General features: G+C 63.8%; 18 protein-coding genes. All 18 read left to right on the top strand.

The features are described 5' to 3' along the window. Positions 1 to 193: 193 nt before the first annotated feature. The 18 genes from mnmG to ACX12D_RS19145 all read left to right on the top strand — a co-directional run bounded on the left by mnmG (position 194) and on the right by ACX12D_RS19145 (position 19863). Entirely contained in the window at positions 194 to 2134 is a 1941-nt protein-coding gene (mnmG, locus tag ACX12D_RS19230; RefSeq protein WP_459372316.1) for a tRNA uridine-5-carboxymethylaminomethyl(34) synthesis enzyme MnmG, read from the top strand. Continuing rightward, complete coding sequence (rsmG, locus tag ACX12D_RS19225; RefSeq protein WP_459372315.1) at positions 2135 to 2842, top strand: 16S rRNA (guanine(527)-N(7))-methyltransferase RsmG; 708 nt, start codon at positions 2135 to 2137, stop codon at positions 2840 to 2842. A gap of 68 nt (positions 2843 to 2910) precedes the next feature. Further along, positions 2911 to 3684: a ParA family protein gene (locus ACX12D_RS19220; RefSeq protein ID WP_043350788.1), complete on the top strand. Its 774-nt coding sequence runs from the start codon at positions 2911 to 2913 to the stop codon at positions 3682 to 3684. 52 nt (positions 3685 to 3736) lie between these two features. Then, positions 3737 to 4639: a ParB/RepB/Spo0J family partition protein gene (locus tag ACX12D_RS19215; RefSeq protein ID WP_043350783.1), complete on the top strand. Its 903-nt coding sequence runs from the start codon at positions 3737 to 3739 to the stop codon at positions 4637 to 4639. Between the two features lie 377 nt (positions 4640 to 5016). Further along, complete coding sequence (locus tag ACX12D_RS19210) at positions 5017 to 5517, top strand: ATP synthase subunit I (protein WP_459372314.1); 501 nt, start codon at positions 5017 to 5019, stop codon at positions 5515 to 5517. Positions 5518 to 5762: 245 nt separating this feature from the next. After that, positions 5763 to 6626 carry a F0F1 ATP synthase subunit A gene (gene atpB, locus ACX12D_RS19205; protein ID WP_174426833.1) on the top strand — a complete coding sequence of 288 codons (864 nt, stop codon included), beginning with the start codon at positions 5763 to 5765 and terminating at the stop codon, positions 6624 to 6626. 62 nt (positions 6627 to 6688) lie between these two features. Continuing rightward, on the top strand, positions 6689 to 6955 hold the full coding sequence (gene atpE, locus ACX12D_RS19200; RefSeq protein ID WP_006157246.1) for a F0F1 ATP synthase subunit C: 267 nt from the start codon (positions 6689 to 6691) through the stop codon (positions 6953 to 6955). A gap of 99 nt (positions 6956 to 7054) precedes the next feature. Next, positions 7055 to 7525: a F0F1 ATP synthase subunit B gene (locus tag ACX12D_RS19195; RefSeq protein WP_043350775.1), complete on the top strand. Its 471-nt coding sequence runs from the start codon at positions 7055 to 7057 to the stop codon at positions 7523 to 7525. Positions 7526 to 7527: 2 nt separating this feature from the next. Next, positions 7528 to 8067: a F0F1 ATP synthase subunit delta gene (locus ACX12D_RS19190; RefSeq protein WP_441635762.1), complete on the top strand. Its 540-nt coding sequence runs from the start codon at positions 7528 to 7530 to the stop codon at positions 8065 to 8067. 49 nt (positions 8068 to 8116) lie between these two features. Continuing rightward, on the top strand, positions 8117 to 9658 hold the full coding sequence (gene atpA, locus ACX12D_RS19185; RefSeq protein ID WP_150987510.1) for a F0F1 ATP synthase subunit alpha: 1542 nt from the start codon (positions 8117 to 8119) through the stop codon (positions 9656 to 9658). A gap of 74 nt (positions 9659 to 9732) precedes the next feature. After that, a complete protein-coding gene (atpG, locus tag ACX12D_RS19180; protein ID WP_416049966.1) occupies positions 9733 to 10608 on the top strand; it encodes a F0F1 ATP synthase subunit gamma in 876 nt (291 codons plus the stop codon). 33 nt (positions 10609 to 10641) lie between these two features. Beyond that, positions 10642 to 12045, top strand: coding sequence for a F0F1 ATP synthase subunit beta (atpD, locus tag ACX12D_RS19175; RefSeq protein WP_150987508.1), 1404 nt, complete (start codon positions 10642 to 10644; stop codon positions 12043 to 12045). 141 nt (positions 12046 to 12186) lie between these two features. Continuing rightward, the gene (locus ACX12D_RS19170; RefSeq protein WP_043350759.1) at positions 12187 to 12603 is read left to right on the top strand and encodes a F0F1 ATP synthase subunit epsilon; all 417 of its coding nucleotides are present in this window, start codon (positions 12187 to 12189) and stop codon (positions 12601 to 12603) included. Positions 12604 to 13268: 665 nt separating this feature from the next. Further along, on the top strand, positions 13269 to 14384 hold the full coding sequence (locus ACX12D_RS19165) for an RsiV family protein (RefSeq protein WP_459372313.1): 1116 nt from the start codon (positions 13269 to 13271) through the stop codon (positions 14382 to 14384). A 5-nt stretch (positions 14385 to 14389) separates the two neighbouring features. Then, a complete protein-coding gene (locus ACX12D_RS19160) occupies positions 14390 to 14812 on the top strand; it encodes a CoA-binding protein (RefSeq protein ID WP_459372312.1) in 423 nt (140 codons plus the stop codon). A gap of 71 nt (positions 14813 to 14883) precedes the next feature. Next, on the top strand, positions 14884 to 15840 hold the full coding sequence (locus ACX12D_RS19155) for an alpha/beta hydrolase (protein ID WP_459372311.1): 957 nt from the start codon (positions 14884 to 14886) through the stop codon (positions 15838 to 15840). Positions 15841 to 15887: 47 nt separating this feature from the next. Next, positions 15888 to 16985, top strand: coding sequence for a uroporphyrinogen decarboxylase (gene hemE / locus ACX12D_RS19150; RefSeq protein ID WP_459372310.1), 1098 nt, complete (start codon positions 15888 to 15890; stop codon positions 16983 to 16985). Positions 16986 to 17571: 586 nt separating this feature from the next. Beyond that, entirely contained in the window at positions 17572 to 19863 is a 2292-nt protein-coding gene (locus tag ACX12D_RS19145; protein WP_459374064.1) for a primosomal protein N', read from the top strand. The last annotated feature ends 82 nt before the right edge of the window (positions 19864 to 19945 follow it).

The raw sequence follows: 19945 nt of genomic DNA, 5'->3' as shown, positions 1-19945 counted from the left end.
CTGCGGCCTTCCGCCATGCACATGAGAAACCGGGCCATTGCGCCCGGTTTTTTGTTTCACGTGGAACACACCCAAGTTCTTCATGGAGCATGTTTCACGTGAAACATGCTGCGGCGCAGGGGCGCCACGGAGATTGCCGTTATAATTCGGCATCCCGATTTATTCCCGCTAGCCTCCCGGAGGAGGTGCCTCCATGCTTTACCCAAAAGAATTCGATGTCATTGTTGTCGGTGGTGGCCACGCCGGCACGGAAGCTGCACTCGCCGCGGCGCGTATGGGTTGCCAGACGCTGCTGCTGAGCCACAACATCGAGACCCTTGGTCAGATGAGCTGCAATCCGTCCATCGGCGGCATTGGCAAGGGCCATCTCGTCAAGGAGGTGGATGCAATGGGCGGCGCCATGGCGGCAGCCACGGATGAGTCGGGCATCCAATTCCGCATCCTGAATTCCAGCAAGGGCCCGGCCGTACGTGCCACCCGCGCTCAGGCGGACCGCGTGCTGTATCGCAAGGCGATTCGCACGCGGCTGGAGAATCAGCCCAACCTGATGCTGTTCCAGCAGGCCGTGGATGACCTGGTAGTGGAGGGTGATCGTGTTGTTGGCGCCGTCACGCAGGTCGGCATCACCTTCCGCGCTCGCGCCGTGGTGCTGACCGCCGGTACCTTCCTCGATGGGAAGATTCACGTCGGGCTGGATAACTACACCGGCGGTCGCGCGGGCGACCCAGCCTCGGTCTCGCTTTCGGCGCGCCTGAAGGAGCTCAAGCTGCCGCAGGGCCGCCTGAAGACGGGTACGCCGCCGCGTATCGACGGGCGCACCATCGACTTCTCAGTTATGGACGAGCAGCCCGGCGATCTCGATCCGGTGCCGGTGTTCTCCTTCCTTGGCCGTGCCGAGCAGCACCCGCAGCAACTGCCGTGCTGGATCACGCATACCAATAGCCGGACCCACGACATCATCCGTGGCGGCCTGGATCGCTCGCCGATGTACACCGGCGTGATCGAAGGGGTAGGGCCGCGGTACTGTCCCAGCATCGAGGACAAGATCCACCGCTTTGCCAGCAAGGACAGCCACCAGATCTTCCTGGAACCGGAAGGGCTGACGACCAACGAGTTCTACCCCAACGGTATTTCCACCAGCCTGCCGTTCGACGTGCAACTTGCCCTGGTGCATTCGATCCGTGGCATGGAAAACGCGCACATCCTGCGCCCCGGCTACGCCATTGAGTACGATTACTTCGATCCGCGTGCCCTCAAGGCCTCGCTGGAGTCCAAGGCCATCAGCGGCTTGTTCTTCGCCGGGCAAATCAACGGCACCACCGGCTACGAAGAAGCCGCTGCCCAGGGCCTGCTGGCCGGGATCAATGCCGGCTGCTTCGTACGGGAGCGCGATGCCTGGACTCCCCGGCGGGACCAAGCCTATCTTGGGGTTCTGGTCGATGATCTGATCACCCGTGGGGTCTCAGAACCGTACCGAATGTTCACCAGCCGCGCCGAGTTCCGTTTGAGCCTGCGGGAAGATAATGCCGATATGCGACTGACCGAGGCCGGTCGGGAGCTGGGCGTGGTCGATGATGTGCGCTGGGATGCATTTAACCGGAAACGCGATGCTGTTTCACGTGAAACAGAGCGGCTGAAGGGTACCTGGGTGAATCCGAGCATCCTGCCGGAAGCCGATGCCGTGCCGCTGCTGGGCAAAGCGATCGAGCGCGAGTACAACCTCGCCGATCTGCTGCGCCGTCCCGCTGTCACGTACGAAGCGCTGATGGCGCTGCAGGACGGCAAGTTCGCACCCGCCCAGGCACTCGATGCCGACCCGCTGCTGGTCGGGCAGATTCGCGAGCAAATCGAGATTGGTATCAAGTACCACGGCTACATCGCCCGCCAAGCCGCAGAGGTGGACAAGCTCGAAGCCAACGAATCCACCCGCCTGCCTGAAGATTTCGACTACACGGAAGTGCGCGGGCTTGGCATCGAGGTGGGCCAGAAGCTGAACCAGCACCGGCCCGAGACCCTCGGCCAGGCATCGCGTATTTCCGGCGTGACGCCGGCTGCGATTTCGCTGCTGCTGGTCCATCTGAAAAAGAAGGGCATGGGGCGTACCAAGTCCGACTCCAGCCAAGAGGCCGCCTGAGTGAGGAACCAACGTTACGCGGCCGTGGATGACGCCGACCAGCGCCGCCGCCTGGAGGCCGGCTTGTCCGCCATCGGCCTGGCGGTCTCCGCGAGCCAGATTGATCAGTTGTTTGCCTACCTGGCACTGCTGCGCAAATGGAACGCCATCTATAACCTGACCGCCATCCGTCATCCCGACGAGATGTTGACCCACCACATGCTCGACTCGCTGGCCGCCGTGCCGGCGCTGGCCCAAGCGGCTCGCGCCGCGGCGGTGGAGGAGGGCGCGCGTGGCCGGGTGCTGGACGTGGGTTCGGGCGGCGGCATGCCTGGTCTGCCGCTGGCCATCACGTGTCCCGACCTGTCGGTGCTGATGGTCGACATCGTGCAAAAGAAAACCGCTTTCCTCACGCAGTGCCGGGCACAGCTCGGCCTGTCCAACGCCGCCGCCCACTGGGGCCCGGTCGAGAAGCTGGAAGACGGCAAGGGGTATGCAGTCATCACGTCTCGTGCGTTTGCCGAACTGAGCGATTTCGCATCGCTCGCCGGCCACCTGCTGGCGCCGGGCGGCAAGCTGATTGCCATGAAGGGCGTTTATCCTCAGCCCGAACTCGATCGCATGGAAGCGGCCGGCTTGATGGCCGAGTGGCAGGTCGAGGCAATACCACGCCTGACCGTGCCGGAACTGGACGCAGAACGTCACCTGGTGGTGCTGTCGCGCCGCTGACCCGGCCGGTGGTTGTCGCCGGCGCCCACCCCCGGCAGGTAGAAATCAAGCAGGAGCAGCAGGAACATATGGCCAAGGTATTCGTGATCGCAAACCAGAAGGGCGGCGTCGGCAAGACCACCACCACGGTGAACCTTGCCGCCGGCTTGGCGGCACAGGACCAGCGTGTGTTGCTGATCGACCTGGATCCCCAGGGCAACGCCTCGATGGGTTCCGGCATCGACAAGCAGTCGCTCGAGCACAGCGTCTACCAGGTGCTGGTTGGCTTGTCGACGGTGAGCCAGGCACGCCAGCATTCCGAATCCGGCAAGTACGATGTGCTGCCCGCCAACCGCGAACTGGCCGGCGCGGAAGTGGAACTGGTCGAACTGGACCAGCGCGAGAAACGTCTCAAGAACGCGATTGCCGAGGTCGACGCCGAATACGATTTCGTGCTGATCGATTGCCCGCCGTCGCTGTCGCTGCTGACCCTCAACGGGCTGTGCGCGGCCAACGGCGTGATCGTGCCGATGCAGTGCGAGTACTTCGCGCTGGAAGGGCTGTCCGATCTCGTCAATACCATCAAGCAGGTGCATGCCAACCTCAATCGCGACCTGAAGGTGATTGGTTTGCTCCGTGTGATGTTTGATCCACGTGTTACCTTGCAGCAACAGGTGTCGGCCCAGCTTGAGTCGCATTTTGGCGAGAAGGTGTTCAAGACCGTCATCCCGCGCAATGTGCGGCTGGCAGAGGCACCGTCCTATGGCATGCCGGGTGTGGCGTTCGATCCGTCGTCCAAGGGGGCCAAGGCCTACCTCGATTTCGGCGCCGAGATGATCGCGCGCGTCAAGCAACTCGACTGAACGCCGGGTTGAGAGTCACCGGGTTGAGAGTCACCGAATACAGGATACCGAGATGAGCACCGCGAAGAAGAAGGGCCTGGGCCGCGGACTGGAAGCCCTGCTGGGTGGGCCAGCCGAGATCGTCGACGCCGTGAAGCAGGAGGGCGCGCCCTCTGTGCTCCGTCTGGACCAGCTCCAGCCTGGCAAGTACCAGCCGCGCACGCGCATGGACGAAGGCGCGCTGCAGGAGCTGGCCGCGAGCATCCGTGCCCAAGGCCTGATGCAGCCGATCCTGGTGCGCCGCGTTGCCGAGCCGGACCGCTACGAGATCATTGCTGGCGAGCGCCGCTTCCGTGCCTCCAGGATCGCCGGGCTCGAAGAGGTGCCGGTACTGGTCAAGGACGTGGCCGACGAAGCCGCGGCCGCGATGGCGCTCATCGAGAATATCCAGCGTGAAGACCTCAACCCGCTGGAAGAAGCGCAAGGCATCATGCGCCTGGTGCGCGAATTCAATTTCACCCACGAGCAGGCAGCGGAATCGGTGGGGCGCTCGCGCAGCGCGGTGTCCAACCTGCTGCGTCTGCTGAACCTGGCCCAGCCGGTGCAGACCATGCTGATGGCGGGTGACCTCGACATGGGCCACGCCCGTGCGCTGCTCTCCGCTGACGGCGCCAACCAGATCACGCTCGCCAATCAGATCGTTAACAAACGTTTATCGGTGCGCGAGACCGAAAAGCTGGTAGCCTCCACCCTCAAGCCCTTTGACCTCAGGTTGCAGAAGCCGAACAACGGCGCGCCGGCGCGCGACGTGGCACGCCTTGAGGAAGAACTATCCGACGTGCTTGGCCTGCCGGTGCAGATCAAGCTGGGCGTGCGGGGCAAAGGCCAGCTCACCATTCACTTCACCAGCAATGATGCGCTCGACGGTGTGCTGACACGCCTGCGCGAGCCCGGCGAAAGCCAGTCACCCGCCTGAGCGGGATTTCCCAAAAATAGTGCGCGATTAACGGTCGGTGCGGCCGTGCAGCGGCTTGGTGCAATCTGGTGCCGGCCGGTTCCGGCTCGGCGTGCGCGCGCCTGTGTAAGGTCTGTGCAAGGCCGATAAACGACCATGGTGCGCCGCCAGCCCTGCGCAGCTCAATTACCTGGCGCGTTATTGTTGGGCGTCGGCCGCGCACGCACTATGGGTTCGTGGCGATTGCAAGTGAAATGCGGACTGTTGCAAGGCGTCTGTAAGCAGATTGACTCGCATGGTGCATTCCTCGTAAAATCGTGCGGTTTGAATTCCGGCCGGTCCAGAAAAGTTCCGGGGCGGATTAAACAACAAGCAGCAACGAGCAAAGGCAATAGCAGGTGGTTTCAGATCGTCAGGATGCCGGCCGGAAAACCGACTGGCAGACGCGTGATGCCTGGGATGACGAGGCAGAACGCGAAGAAGAGGCGGTCGATCCGCTGTCGCGCGTCGAGGCGGAAACGCTGTTCGGCGAGCGCGCGCTGCGCCCTTCGCGCATGACGCCCGGCAGGGTCGTGCTGGCGCAGGTTGCGGTTACTTTGTTGTCGGCCATTGCCTGGCGACTTTTTGCTGGCGGCAACGCCGGTGCGGCGGGTTGGTCGGCACTATTCGGTGGCACGGTGTGTTTCGTGCCCAGCGGTTTCTTCGCGCTGCGACTCTGGATGGCGCGCGAACGTCCCTCGATCAGCGGACTGGTGGTCGGCGAGGCGATCAAGGTGTTTGCCACCGCCGGGTTGTTTGTCCTGGTAGTGGTGCTGTACAGCGAGTTGCGCTGGGTACCGATGCTGGTCACGTTCCTGCTTGTGCTCAAGACTTACTGGGTCGCGCTGGCGATTCGCTGAGGTTGTGCCCCAGGGTGGGCCGGCCAGGCGCGGTAGGTCGGATAAGTGTGCTTCTCGTCGAAGTGGGGCACGAAAACAGAATATCAAGATGTTTTTGCGTGGCGCGTCACAACAGTGAAGCGCGGCGTGGATAAGGTTCAAACGAGCTTGCCCGCGGTGACCAGCAAAGTGTGCTGAAGGCGGTGCAAGAAGCGTACCGGCAAAATGCCGGCAACTGGTTTCGCAATATTACGGTTCGTTTCGACATGTCAGCTGCTCAAGGCGCCGAACAGGCCCTCACCCCCTCCGGCTATATCGCCGAACACTTGCAGAACCTCAACACGGTTGGCGGCAAGCAAGCCTCCGTCGTTGACTTCAGCGTCCTCAACTACGACACCGTGTTCTGGTCGGTGCTGTGCGGTGCCATCGCCGTGATTTTCCTGTACGCCGCCGCGCGCCGCGCGACCGCTGGCGTGCCGGGCCGCTTCCAGGCTTTCGTCGAAATGATCGTCGAAATGGTCGACGACCAGGCCAAGGGCATCATCCATGGCGACCGTTCCTTCATCGCGCCGCTGGCACTGATGGTGTTCTGCTGGATCACGGTGATGAATGCCGTCGACTTGATCCCGGTCGACTGGGTTACCGGCCTGAATGGCCTGCTGGGCATCTTCCACATCCATCTGCCGCACCACCGCGCGGTTGCCACGGCTGACCTGAACGGTACGCTGGGCATGTCGTGCGCAGTGCTGGTGCTGATGATCTATTACAGCTTCAAGATCAAGGGCGTGGGCGGCTTCGCCCATGAACTGCTGTCGGCCCCGTTCGGCGCCAAGTGGTACCTGGCCCCGTTCAACCTGATCCTGAACCTGATTGAATTCCTGGCCAAGGCGGTTTCGCTGGGCATGCGGTTGTTCGGCAACATGTACGCCGGCGAACTGGTGTTCCTGCTGATCGCGCTGCTGGGTTCCATCTGGACGTTCGGTGCGGACCTCTCCGCGCTGGGCTTCGTCGGTCATGTGCTGGCCGGTACGGTATGGGCGATCTTCCACATCCTGATCGTTCTGCTCCAGGCTTTCATTTTCATGATGCTGACGCTGGTGTACATCGGCCAGGCACACGATCACCACTGATTTAAGTTTTTCGGTTTTTCGGTTTTTTGGTTCTAAGTCTCTTCTCAATTAAAGGAGTAGTCATGCAAGCATATCTCGCCAACATCCAGGGTCTGACCGCCATCGGTATCGGCATCATCATCGGTCTGGGCGCAATCGGCGCCTGCCTGGGTATCGCCCTGATGGGTGGCAAGTACATCGAAGCGTGCGCACGTCAGCCTGAACTGATGAACCCGCTGCAAACCAAGATGTTCCTGCTGGCTGGCCTGATCGACGCAGCATTCCTGATCGGCGTGGGCGTTGCAATGCTGTTCGCATTCGCCAACCCGCTGCTGGCTGTCATCAAGTAATTCTTTTCGGTCTGCATGATGCTGACGGGCGGCGCGGGCCACTTAGCCTGGCCGCCCTTGCGCATTTATCTGTAGTTTGATTACCGAAAGGAACACACCATGAATCTGAACGCAACGTTTTTTGCGCAGATGGTCGTGTTCTTCATCCTGTGGTGGGTAGTTGCCAAATTCATTTGGCCGCCGCTGGTGAAGGCGCTCGACGAACGCGCAAAGAAGATCGCCGATGGCCTCGCCGCCGCCGAAAAAGGCAAGGCTGAGCTCGAACTCGCCAACAAGCGTGTGGACCAGGCCCTGGCCGAAGCCCGCACCGAAGGCGCTCAACGCGTCGCTGACGCCGAGAAGCGCGCTCAGCTGACCGCTGACGAGATCAAGCAAAACGCCCAGGCAGAAGCCGCACGCATCATTGCCCAGGCCAAGGCCGAAGCCGAACAGCAAGTTACCCGCGCGCGCGAGCAATTGCGCGACCAGGTCGCCGTGCTGGCCGTCAAGGGTGCCGAGCAGATCCTCAAGCGCGAAGTGAACGCGCAGGTCCACGCGGATCTGCTCAATCAACTCAAGGCTGAGCTCTAATCATGGCTGAAACCGCAACCATTGCCCGTCCCTACGCCGAGGCGCTGTTCCGCGTCGCGACCGAATCGAGCGGCAATCTGGATGCATGGTCCGAGCTGGTGTCGGAAATGGGGCAAGTTGCCGCCAATCCCGACATGAAGGCGGTGGCTGGCGATCCGAACGTGCACGGCGACAAGCTGGGTGCACTGTTCCTGTCGGCCCTGAAGTCTCCGGTCAACGACGAAGCCAAGCGCTTCGTCAGCCTGCTGGTGGATAACCACCGCCTGTCGGTATTGCCGGAAATCGCCGAGCAGTTCCATGCGCTCAAGAACGACCGTGAAGGGTCGGCTGATGTCGAGATCACGAGTGCCTTCCCCATTGAGGGCGCAAGCCTGACCGACCTCGTCGCCGCGCTCGAACGCAAGTTCGGCCGCAAGCTGCAGCCCTCGGTTGCGGTGGACCCGTCGCTGATTGGCGGCGTGCGCGTCAAGGTCGGCGACGAAGTGCTCGACACCTCCGTGCGTGCGCGCCTGGCAGCAATGCAAGTGGCGCTGACCGCATGATGCGCGAGAAGCGCACCAGCCGACGGATTGAAGAATTAGGAGCATTGTGATGCAACTGAACCCCTCAGAAATCAGCGAGCTGATCAAGTCCCGCATCTCGGGTCTTGGCGCCGACGCTGAAGTGCGCAACACCGGCACGGTGATTTCCGTGACCGATGGTATCTGCCGCGTGCACGGCCTGTCTGGCGTGATGCAGGGCGAGATGCTGGAATTCCCCGGTAACACGTTCGGTCTGGCACTGAACCTCGAGCGCGACTCTGTCGGCGCCGTGGTGCTGGGCGACTACGAACACATTTCCGAAGGCGACCCGGTCAAGTGCACCGGCCGCATTCTGGAAGTGCCGGTTGGCAAGGAACTGCTGGGCCGCGTGGTCAACACGCTGGGTCAGCCGATCGATGGCAAGGGCCCGATCAACGCCAAAGAAACCGACGTGATCGAAAAGGTTGCCCCTGGCGTGATCGCACGTCAGTCGGTCAGCCAGCCGGTGCAGACCGGCCTGAAGTCGATCGACGCGATGGTGCCGATCGGCCGTGGCCAGCGCGAGCTGATCATTGGTGACCGCCAGACCGGCAAGACCGCCGTTGCTGTCGACGCGATCATCAACCAGAAGGGCAAGGGCGTTTTCTGCGTCTACGTGGCAATCGGTCAGAAGGCTTCGACCGTGAACAACGTGGTGCGCAAGCTCGAAGAACTGGGCGCGATGGAGTACACCATCGTCGTTGCTGCTACGGCTTCGGACTCCGCCGCCATGCAGTACCTGGCTGCCTACGCTGGTTGCACGATGGGCGAGTACTTCCGCGACCGCGGCGAAGACGCGCTGATCGTCTATGACGACCTGACCAAGCAAGCCTGGGCCTACCGCCAGGTGTCGCTGCTGCTGCGCCGCCCGCCGGGCCGCGAAGCTTACCCCGGCGACGTGTTCTACCTGCACTCGCGTCTGCTCGAGCGCGCAGCCCGCGTGAACGCCGACTACGTCGAGAAGTTCACCAAGGGCGCAGTGACCGGCAAGACCGGCTCGCTGACCGCGCTGCCCGTGATCGAAACGCAAGCTGGCGACGTGTCCGCTTTCGTGCCGACCAACGTGATCTCGATTACCGACGGCCAGATCTTCCTGGAAACCGACCTGTTCAACGCAGGTGTGCGCCCCGCAATCAACGCCGGTATCTCGGTGTCGCGCGTTGGTGGTGCCGCCCAGACCAAGGTCGTCAAGAAGCTGTCCGGCGGTATCCGTACCGACCTGGCCCAGTACCGTGAACTGGCTGCGTTCGCGCAGTTCGCTTCCGACCTGGACGATGCCACCCGCAAGCAGCTGGAGCGCGGCCGCCGCGTGACGGAACTGCTCAAGCAGGCTCAATACTTGCCGCTGCAGGTGTGGCAGCTGGCCGCGTCGCTGTATGCAGCCAACAACGGCTTCCTCGACAACGTGGAAGTGAAGGACATTCTCCCGTTCGAGAAGGGCCTGCACGACCATCTGAAGACCAAGTACGCCGACCTCGTCAACCGCATCGAAGATTCCAAGGATCTGTCGAAGGAAGATGAAGCCACCCTGCGTGCCGCGATCGAGGATTTCAAGAAGTCCGCCGCGTTCTAACCGCGCAATTCCACGAAACTGCGCCGGCACCGTTGCCATGACGGTGCCGGTGCGGCACGAATGGAGAGGAAGATATGGCCGGAACGAAAGAAATTCGAACCAAGATCAAGAGCGTGCAAAACACGCGCAAGATCACCAAGGCGATGGAGATGGTCGCCGCGTCCAAGATGCGCAAGGCGCAGGAACGGATGCGCAACGCCCGTCCCTATGCTGAGAAAGTGCGCAATATCGCGGCGCACCTGGCTGCGGCCAACCCCGAGTTCAAGCACCCCTTCATGGTGGCACGCGACATCAAGCGCGCCGGCATGATCGTGGTAACGACGGACAAGGGGCTGTGCGGCGGCATGAACACGAACGTGCTGCGTGCGGTAACCAATGAGCTGCGTGAGCTGCAAAGCCGCGGCGTGGAGGTGCAGAGCACCGCCATTGGTTCCAAGGGCTTGCAGTTCATGGGCCGCATCGGCGCCAAGGTGCTCTCGCACGTGGTGCACCTCGGTGACACCCCGCATCTGGAAAAACTGATCGGTGCCATCAAGGTCCAGCTCGACGCCTTCACCAATGGTGAAGTCGATGCTGTGTACCTGGCTTACACCAAGTTCATCAATACGATGAAGCAGGAGCCGATGGTGGAGCAGCTGCTGCCGCTCCCCGCCGACAAGTTTGCCCAGACCGAAGATGAAAAGCGCGCCTACTCGTGGGATTACATCTACGAGCCCGACGCACAGACCGTAGTGGAAGAACTGTTGGTCCGCTACGTCGAAGCGCTGGTGTACCAGGCCGTGGCCGAAAACATGGCGTCCGAGCAATCGGCGCGCATGGTGGCCATGAAGGCGGCATCCGACAATGCCAAGAACGTGATCGGCGAACTGCAACTGGTCTACAACAAGACCCGTCAGGCAGCGATTACCAAGGAACTGTCGGAAATCGTCAGCGGTGCCGCAGCCGTCTAAGGCGTCAAGTATTCAAGCTATCGGAGATACGAAATGAGTATCGGAAATATTGTGCAGTGTATTGGCGCCGTGGTGGACATCGAGTTCCCCCGCGACGCGCTGCCTAAGGTCTACGAAGCGCTCGTGCTGGAAGACAGCAACGAAGCCTCGTTCGCCGAGAAGGGCCTGACCTTCGAAGTGCAGCAGCAGCTGGGTGACGGCGTGGTGCGTACCATTGCCCTCGGCTCGTCGGACGGCCTGCGCCGCGGCATGGCAGTGAAGGGCACTGGCGCCCCGATCTCGGTGCCCGTCGGTCACGGCACGCTGGGCCGCATCATGGACGTGCTGGGTCGTCCCATCGACGAAGCCGGCCCGATCGCTTCGGACGAGCTGCGCTCGATCCACCAGAAGGCCCCGAAGTTCGACGAACTGTCGCCTTCGGTTGACCTGCTCGAAACCGGCATCAAGGTGATCGACCTGGTGTGCCCGTTCGCAAAGGGCGGCAAGGTGGGTCTGTTCGGTGGCGCCGGCGTCGGCAAGACCGTGAACATGATGGAGCTCATCAACAACATCGCCAAGCAGCACAGCGGTTTGTCGGTGTTCGCCGGCGTGGGCGAGCGTACCCGTGAAGGGAACGACTTCTACCACGAAATGAAGGACTCGAACGTTCTCGACAAGGTGGCCATGGTGTTCGGCCAGATGAACGAGCCGCCGGGCAACCGTCTGCGCGTGGCACTGTCCGGCCTGACCATGGCCGAGAAGTTCCGCGACGAAGGCCGTGACATCCTGTTCTTCGTCGACAACATCTACCGCTACACGCTGGCCGGTACCGAAGTGTCCGCACTGCTGGGCCGTATGCCTTCCGCAGTGGGTTACCAGCCGACGCTGGCCGAGGAAATGGGCAAGCTGCAAGAGCGCATCACCTCGACCAAGACTGGCTCGATCACGTCGATCCAGGCCGTGTACGTGCCTGCGGATGACTTGACCGACCCGTCGCCTGCTACCACCTTCCTGCACCTGGACTCGACCGTCGTGCTGTCGCGTGACATCGCCGCGCTGGGTATCTACCCGGCAGTCGATCCGCTCGACTCGACCTCGCGTCAGCTGGACCCGCAAGTCGTGGGTCAAGAGCACTACGACGTGGCCCGTCGCGTGCAGCAAACGCTGCAACGCTACAAGGAACTGCGCGACATTATCGCGATTCTGGGCATGGACGAACTGTCGCCGGAAGACAAGCAGTCGGTGTCGCGCGCTCGTAAGATCCAGCGTTTCCTGTCGCAGCCCTTCCACGTTGCGGAAGTGTTCACGGGTTCGCCGGGCAAGTACGTCACGCTGAAGGAAACCATCCGCGGCTTCAAGATGCTGGTGGACGGCGAGTGCGATCACCTGCCGGAGCAAGCGTTCTACATGGTCGGCTCGATCGACGAAGCCTTCGAGAAGGCCAAGAAGCTCCAGTAAGCGGCGTCTTTCGCTGCCAGCGCCGTAGTGGCGGCCTAGCCACGGACAGCGATGTCCGGGGCGGCCGCGCTCAGCCCGGCAGCGGAATACTTGCTTCCTGGCAACGGGAAGCCGAAGCTTTCAGGGACTAAAGGAATTCACATGGCAACCATTCTTGTAGACGTCGTCAGCGCCGAATCGTCGATCTTCTCCGGTCAGGCGAAGTTCGTGGCACTGCCGGGCGAGTCGGGCGAGTTGGGTATCCTGCCGGGCCATACGCCGCTGATTACGCGTATCCAGCCGGGCGCGGTGCGCATCGAGAAGGAAGACGGCAGCGAAGAGTTCGTGTTCGTGGCCGGCGGGATTCTCGAAGTCCAGCCCAAGCACGTCACCGTGCTGGCAGACACCGCTATCCGCGGCAGCGATCTCGACGAAGCCAAGGCGCAGGAAGCCAAGCGCGCCGCCGAAGAGCTGATGCAGAACCAGAGCAGCGATCTCGACCTGGCACGTGCCCAGAGCGAGCTTGCCGTGGCAGCAGCACAGCTGGCCGCCATCGCGCGCCTGCGCCGGAAACGGTAAGAAAAGCAGGGCCGCCGCAGCTGTTGTTTTTTTGGCGGCGGCGAAAAAAAAGGCAGCTGCGAGGCTGCCTTTTTTTATGCCAACGACTATTCTGTCGGCTCAGGACAAAAAAAAGCGCGCGGGCCGGGGAGGCTCCGCGCGGACGGGAAAATCCCTTCGAGGGGTCAATTCGAAGGAACGGGTAAGGTCCAGGTCAACCAACAGGCGCTAACCACATTCTTGGTGGTCCAGCACTCGGTCAGGCGGTATTGATCGCATTCAGACGATCCAACCAGCCGGAACCGGCAAGCGCCAACATCATCTCAACCTGGTACACCGATCACAGGCATCGCCTGTGATCCGGTTAATCTGGGTGGGAATGCTTCCTTAGGCTTTCTTCCATGACGCCCTCCCTTTCTGTTTGGGGGAGGGAACGCCTTTCACAAAAACTGATTGTGTTGAAGCATTGTGGGGGAAACTTTTGGGGATGGCAGTAACAAAATGTATCGGTTTGCAAGAAGTTGAAAGCGCGGTAACTGAATAAGCGTCTAAATAGGCATAAATGGGCATGGTAGACCACGTGCCACCGTACTCGCCGCCAGGCGGCGGGAACATCACCACGTGGCGCGGGTCCGATAGTTTTCGCCGACCCTGCCATCCGCCTTGCGGTCTGGCCATCCACTGCCATGCCGCTTTCCTTCCCCTTTCCCCCTTTTTACCGCTTTGCCCTGACCCCCGCCAATATCGCGAGAGGCCTTGTCCAGCATAGGCTGGCGGCGTTGCTAGCCACGTCTTTCATGGTGGCTGGCCAGGTTGGCGCGGCCGAGCTGCAAGCCCCCGCCGGTACGCTCTGGCAAGGCGAGCTCGACGGCCACATACAGGTATCGCTGACGATATTTCCGCGCGCGGGCACTGGCGGGATCGACGGCACGGCCCGTTACGATTCAATGCTTGCCTCCGCACCGCGTCAACTCGATGGCCAATTGACATCCGACGGACGGCTTAGCGTGCGCGAGCGTGCCACCGGCCAGGCGCCTGTTGAGTATCCCGAAGCCCGCGATGGTGCACGTTTTGAGGGCACCGTCTCCTCCGATGGGTTGAGTGTCAGTGGGGAATGGATGAATACCGACGGGTCCCGCCGCCAGGCGTTGACGCTCACGCGCAAGGCAATCTATCGCGAGCGCACCGTGAATGTGGCTGGTGCACGTCTTACCGAACGCTATCCCGAAACCGGCCGCCCGCATGTGGATGCGCTCATTACGTCACTGCGTGTCAGCGGCTGCGGCCAGGGCGAACAGGAATGCCGTAGCGCGATCGAGGTCATGCGGCTGGATGCCGGCAACGTCAGCCTGCTGCGCACCACCTGGCGCTACAGCGGTGGCGCGCATGGCAGCCTCGACTTCGTGAGTGGCACGTGGCGGCGTCACGGCCCGGCGGGTGCAATGGCTTCCGCGCCAACTGCCCAGCCGGTCTATCGCCGGGTCGGGCTAGCCGATGTCCTGCAGCCGGGCGAGGCCTGCCTGCAAAAACTCAACGACGAGCTACAAGCCGCACTGAAGCGGCAGGGCGCGGCCGAGCCCGCGCGTGGCGCGCTTGATGCACAAGCGCTGCAGGAATCGCGCGTCCCGTTTACCCTGTACCGCGGCGGCGTGGTGCTGCACTATGCCCCCTACGCGGTCGGCCCATTTGCGCAGGGCGCCTACCAGGCAGCGGTGCCGTTCGCGCGGCTGGGCAGTTGTGCCCGCCCGGCCGGTGCCGGCCGCGACCAGTCCCCGGAACCCAACGAGAAGGAATCGACGTGAGCGAGATGCAGACAGCCATTCGCGGCATGCTGGCGATGAAGACGGTAGCCGTGGCCGGCCTGTCCGGGCACCCGGAGCGCCCCAGCCATGAAGTAGCCGCCTACCTGCAGCGCCACGGCTATCGCATTGTCCCCGTCAATCCGCGCCATGCGGGTGAGCGCATCCTGGGCGAGACCTGCTACGCCAGCCTCGCCGACGCCGCCGCGGCCTTGGCCAAATCCGGGCAGCGCATTGATTGGGTCGATATCTTCCGCCGCGCCGCCGATGTGCCGCCGGTGGTCGAGGATACCATCGCGATCGGCGCCCGCGGCGTCTGGCTGCAACTCGGCATTGTCAATGATGCGGCTTTTGCCCGGGCTGCCGCCGCCGGGTTGCAGTCGGTGCAGGACCGCTGCAGCAAGATCGAGCTGATGCGACAGGCCGCCTGATCCCGCTAAACTAGTCATCTTAGCTCCGAATCTAGTTCCCAATTCCACCCTCAATCCCGCCTCAAGCAGCCATGGCCATCGATCCCCAGCTTCTCGACTACTACCGCCGGCTCTCCGAACGCTACGCCGGGCAGCCCGAGCCGGCCGGTGCCGCCGGCCGCCGCGCGCGCTTCGCCGAGATCGCGGCGACCTCGGTCGTGCCCGACCCGGAGGGCATCAAGTCCACCGACATGGAGCTGGCGCTACCCGGCCGCACGCTGGCGGCGCGATTGTTCCGCCCGGAAGGCGTGGCCGAGCCGCGCCTGATTGTCTATTTCCATGGCGGCGGCTGGGTGGTGGGTTCGCATGACACGCATCACAGCGTGGCAGCGCTGCTCGCCGCCGACACCGGCTGCGCGGTGGCCAGCGTGGACTACCGGCTGGCACCGGAGCATCCGTTCCCCGCGCCGTGCGACGACGCGCTGCAGGCGGTGCTGTGGTTCGCCGAGCAACGCGTCCGGTTGCGCCTGGACGCAGGCTTCCTGGCCGTGGCGGGCGACAGCGCGGGCGGGCACCTGGCCGCGCAGGCCGCGCGCTGGGCCAATGCGCATGGGCGCCCCGGCCTGGTCAACGCCCAGTTGCTGATCTATCCCGTGGCCGCGCCCGTGCTGGCCAGCGAAAGCTATCGCGCCTTTGCGGATGGCCCCGGCCTTACCCGCGACGAGATGGCCTGGTTCTGGACGGAGTTCATCGGCGCCGAGCGCCTTGCCGCCGGCGCCGCCATCGAAGATACGCGCATCCACCTGATGGGCGCCGCGCCACAGCACCTGCCTCCGGCCAGCGTGGTGGTGGTTGCCGCCCACGACGTGCTGCGCGACGACGGCCTGGCCTACGCTGACTACCTGGTGCGCTATGGCGCGCCGGTGATCACGCTGGAGGCGAGCGGGATGACGCACGGCTTTGCCCGCCTGCAGCCCGATGCCCCGCGCGCGCGCGAATGGATGCGCCGCGCAGCGCAGGCCTTCAAGGAACTGGCGGCGGATATCTAAGCTGTCGGCGGCGGCCGGCCATCCCGTAAAATGGCGGTCTTACGAGGATGACCATGACCGCATTGCAGAACGATACCTTCCTGCGCGCGCTGCGCCGGCAACCGACCGAGTACACCCCGCTGTGGCTGATGCGTCAGGCGGGGCGCTACCTGCCCGAATACAATGCTACGCGCGCTCGCGCCGGCAGCTTCCTGGGCCTGGCCAAGAACCCGGCCTACGCGACCGAAGTTACCCTGCAGCCCCTCGAGCGCTATCCGCTCGACGCGGCCATCCTTTTCTCCGACATCCTGACCGTGCCCGATGCCATGGGCCTCGGGCTGTCGTTTGCCCAGGGTGAGGGGCCGCGCTTTGCCCACCCGTTGCGCACCGAAGGCGACGTCAAGAAGCTGGCGGTGCCGGACATGGCCTCGCTGTCCTACGTGTTCGACGCGGTCAGCGAGATCCGCCGGGCGCTGGTGCAGGACGGCCGCCAGCGCGTGCCGCTGATCGGCTTCTCGGGCAGCCCCTGGACGCTGGCCTGCTACATGGTCGAGGGTGCGGGCTCCTCCGATTTCCGCACGGTCAAGGCCATGATGTACAGCCGCCCCGACCTGATGCACCGCATCCTGGAGATCAACGCGCAGGCCGTGTCGGCCTACCTGAATGCGCAGATCGAGGCAGGGGCGCAAGCCGTGATGCTGTTCGACACCTGGGGCGGCACGTTGGCCGACGGCATGTACCAGACGTTCTCCCTGGCCTATATGCGCAAGGTGCTGGCCGGACTGAAGCGCGAGCACAACGGCGAGCAGGTGCCGGCCATCGTGTTTACCAAGGGCGGCGGCTTGTGGCTGGAAGCGCTCACCGAGATCGGCGCCGATGCGCTTGGTCTGGACTGGACGGTCAATTTGACGCAGGCGCGCCGCCGCACTGGCGGCAAGGTGGCACTGCAGGGCAATATCGACCCCAATGTGCTGTTTGCGCCGGAAGCCGCGATTCGCGAGCAGGTGCGTGGCGTGCTCGACAGCTATGCCGCCGGCGGCGGCTGCGACGGACACGTCTTCAACCTTGGCCACGGCATCTCCCAGTTCACCCCGCCCGAGAATGTGACGGTGCTGGTGGACGAAGTGCATCGCTACAGCCGTCAGCTGCGCACCGCGGCAAGGTGACAGCCGGTGCACGTCTTCCCTCCCTTCAGGGGGTACCGCCTGTGCGGCGCAGCGAGCCGGCCTCGCGCGCCGCACCCGGACGGGCAGGTGCCGGGGGAGGCTTGCCCGAAGCGCTGTCAAGTAAACTATTTTGCAATATTTCGCCCTTTCGGTGCCGGTTCGCGCTTGTCAAGGCTTGACTTATGCACATCAATGGGTTTTCCGCAGTGCAAGAGCGGGTTAGTCCCTAACTCATCTGAGGGACGTCGCCAAGTCCTTGATTTACAAGGCATTGCATCTGGTCACACACAGGCTGGAATGCCCGTGGGAGCCTTGTTTCACGGGGCTTGGCGGGAACTCCGGGCGAGTTTTCAACAAAGTTATCCACAGGCGGTGCCCGGGGCCGGGAAAACCAGCCATCTATCATCGACTTAGGGGCACATTTGAAGCGTTACTTTAAGTTGATGTTGCACCGCACACTGAATTTGTCTGGAAAGGGGCTCAGCCTCGGCCTGCACATGCTTTGGGCGTTCTCGCCCCATTCTGGACCGTACCCACCGCTGCGCTGGATGATCGGCCCGGGAGGCGCGGTGTGACGTCACCGGGGATCTCCGAGCAAACCGCGCTGGCCGTGGAGCCTACCGGCAGCGCACCGCTGGCCGTCGTGCGGGTGGCGCTCGATACGCCGGCTGACGATGTCTTCGATTATCTTGCGGGCCCGGAAGTCCAGCCCGGCGAACTGGTCACGGTGCCGTTCGGCCGCCGTACGCTGGTCGGCGTGGCCGTATCGCGTTGCGCGCACTCCGATGTGCCCGCCGACAAGCTGCGCTCTGTCGCACAGCGCCTGGACTGGCTGCCACCGCTTGGCGCCCACTGGATCGCGCTGGCAGGCTTTGCCGCTCGCTATTACCACCGCTGCCTGGGCGAAGTCATGCTGCCCGCGCTGCCTCCGGCCCTGCGCGAGGCCGACGGCTGGGCGCGGCTGGCACTGCGAGCCCGCAGCGAACACTACCGCGTGGCCCCGGGGCAGGGCGAGGCGCTGTTGGCGGCGGTGCCGCCGCGCGCCCGCACCGTGCTGGCGCTGGCTCGGGCGCTGGTGGCTGCCGCCGGGGAAGAGCGGATGGTATCCGCCGCCGAGGCGCGTGCGCTCTGCAGCGCGGCGCCCTCGCGCCTGGTGGAGTGGGCCGAGGCCGGCTGGGTGATCTCCGAGCGGGCCGACCAGCCTTTGCTGGGCGCGCCCTCGGCTGCCGAGCCGTCCACCGCGCCGCCGCTGCACGAAGAGCAGCGCGTGGCCGTGGAAGCGATCGCGCAGGCCAAGGGATTCGCGCCGTTCCTGCTCCACGGCGTCACCGGCAGCGGCAAGACCGAAGTCTACCTGCACGCCATGGCCGAAGTGCTGGCGCGCGATACGCAGGCGCAGGTGCTGATGCTGGTGCCCGAAATCAACCTCACGCCGCAGCTGCAGGGCCGCATTGCCTCGCGCTTTCCCCATCTGCCGCTGGCGGTGCTGCATAGCGGCCTGGCCGACCAGGAGCGCACGCTGCAATGGCTGGCGGCGCACCGCGGCGAGGCCCGCATCGTGCTGGGCACGCGGCTGGCGGTGCTGGCTTCGCTGCCGCACCTGGCGCTGATCGTGGTCGACGAGGAGCACGACACGTCCTACAAGCAGCAGGAAGGCCTGCGCTACTCCGCACGCGACCTGGCCGTATGGCGAGCCAAGCAGCTCGGCACGGCCGTGGTGCTGGGCTCCGCCACGCCGTCCATGGAGTCCTGGTGGCGTGCGGAGCAGGGCACCTATCGCAAGCTGGTGCTGCGTGAGCGGGCCCAGACCGATGCCACGCTGCCCACGGTGCGGCTGATCGACATCAACCAGGAACGCCAGCGCCAGCGCGCCCTCTACGAAGGGCTGTCGGTGCCGTTGCTAAACGCCATCGAGGCCCGCCTGCAGCGTGGCGAGCAAAGCCTGCTGTTCCTGAATCGGCGCGGCTACGCCCCGGTGCTGGCCTGCGATAGCTGCGGCTGGCTCTCCGGATGCCCGCGCTGCTCGGCCTATATGGTGCTGCACCGGCCGGAGCGCCGCCTGCGCTGCCACCATTGCGGGCTGGAATCCCCGGTGCCCCATCATTGCCCGGATTGTGGTAATGTGGATGTTGCGCCACTTGGCAGGGGCACCCAGCGCATCGAGGAGGCCCTGGCAGCCCGCTTTCCGCAAGCGCGCATCGCCCGCATCGATGCCGACTCCACGCGTCGCAAGGGCAGCGCGCAGGCCATGTTCGATGAGGTCCACGCGGGCGAGGTCGACATCTTGGTCGGCACGCAGATGGTGGCCAAGGGGCACGACTTCCAGCGCGTGACCCTGGTCGGCATCGTCCATCCGGACGCCGCCATGTTCAGCCACGATTTCCGCGCGGCCGAGCATTTGTTTGCCTCCCTGATGCAGGTGGCCGGACGGGCCGGGCGGGCAGGGCTGGCGGGCGAGGTGCTGATCCAGACCCGCTATCCCGATGCATCGGCATTGCAGGCATTGGTACGCCATGACTATGATGGATTCGCGGCTACCCAGTTGCGCGAGCGCCGCCAGGCCGGGTTGCCCCCGTTTGCCTACCAGGTGCTCGTCACGGCCGACCATGCCGAACTGGAGCGTGCGCTGGCCTTCCTCCAGAGCGCGCGGAATCGGGCCGATGCGTGCCGGATGGCGCCGGAGGTGCAACTCCATGACCCGGTGCCGATGTCGATGGTGCGGGTGGCTAACCGGGAGCGCGCGCAAATGTTGGTGGAAAGTACCTCGCGCATTGCACTGCAAAGATTTATCAGCGAGTGGGTGCAAACTTTTGGCGAGGCGCTGGGCGATGCCAAGGGCGTGCGCTGGCAGTTGGAGATTGATCCCTTGCGCATCTGAGTGGGGTCCGGTTGCGCCACGGGCCGCGCAGCGCAAGGTACGGTGCAACCACTTTTCCTGATGTATCTGAGTGGTTGTACCT

The organism is Cupriavidus sp. PET2-C1 (genome assembly GCF_054515855.1).
The sequence above is the reverse complement of the archived record's forward strand: the minus strand, read 5'-3'. Positions and strand labels throughout refer to the sequence as shown.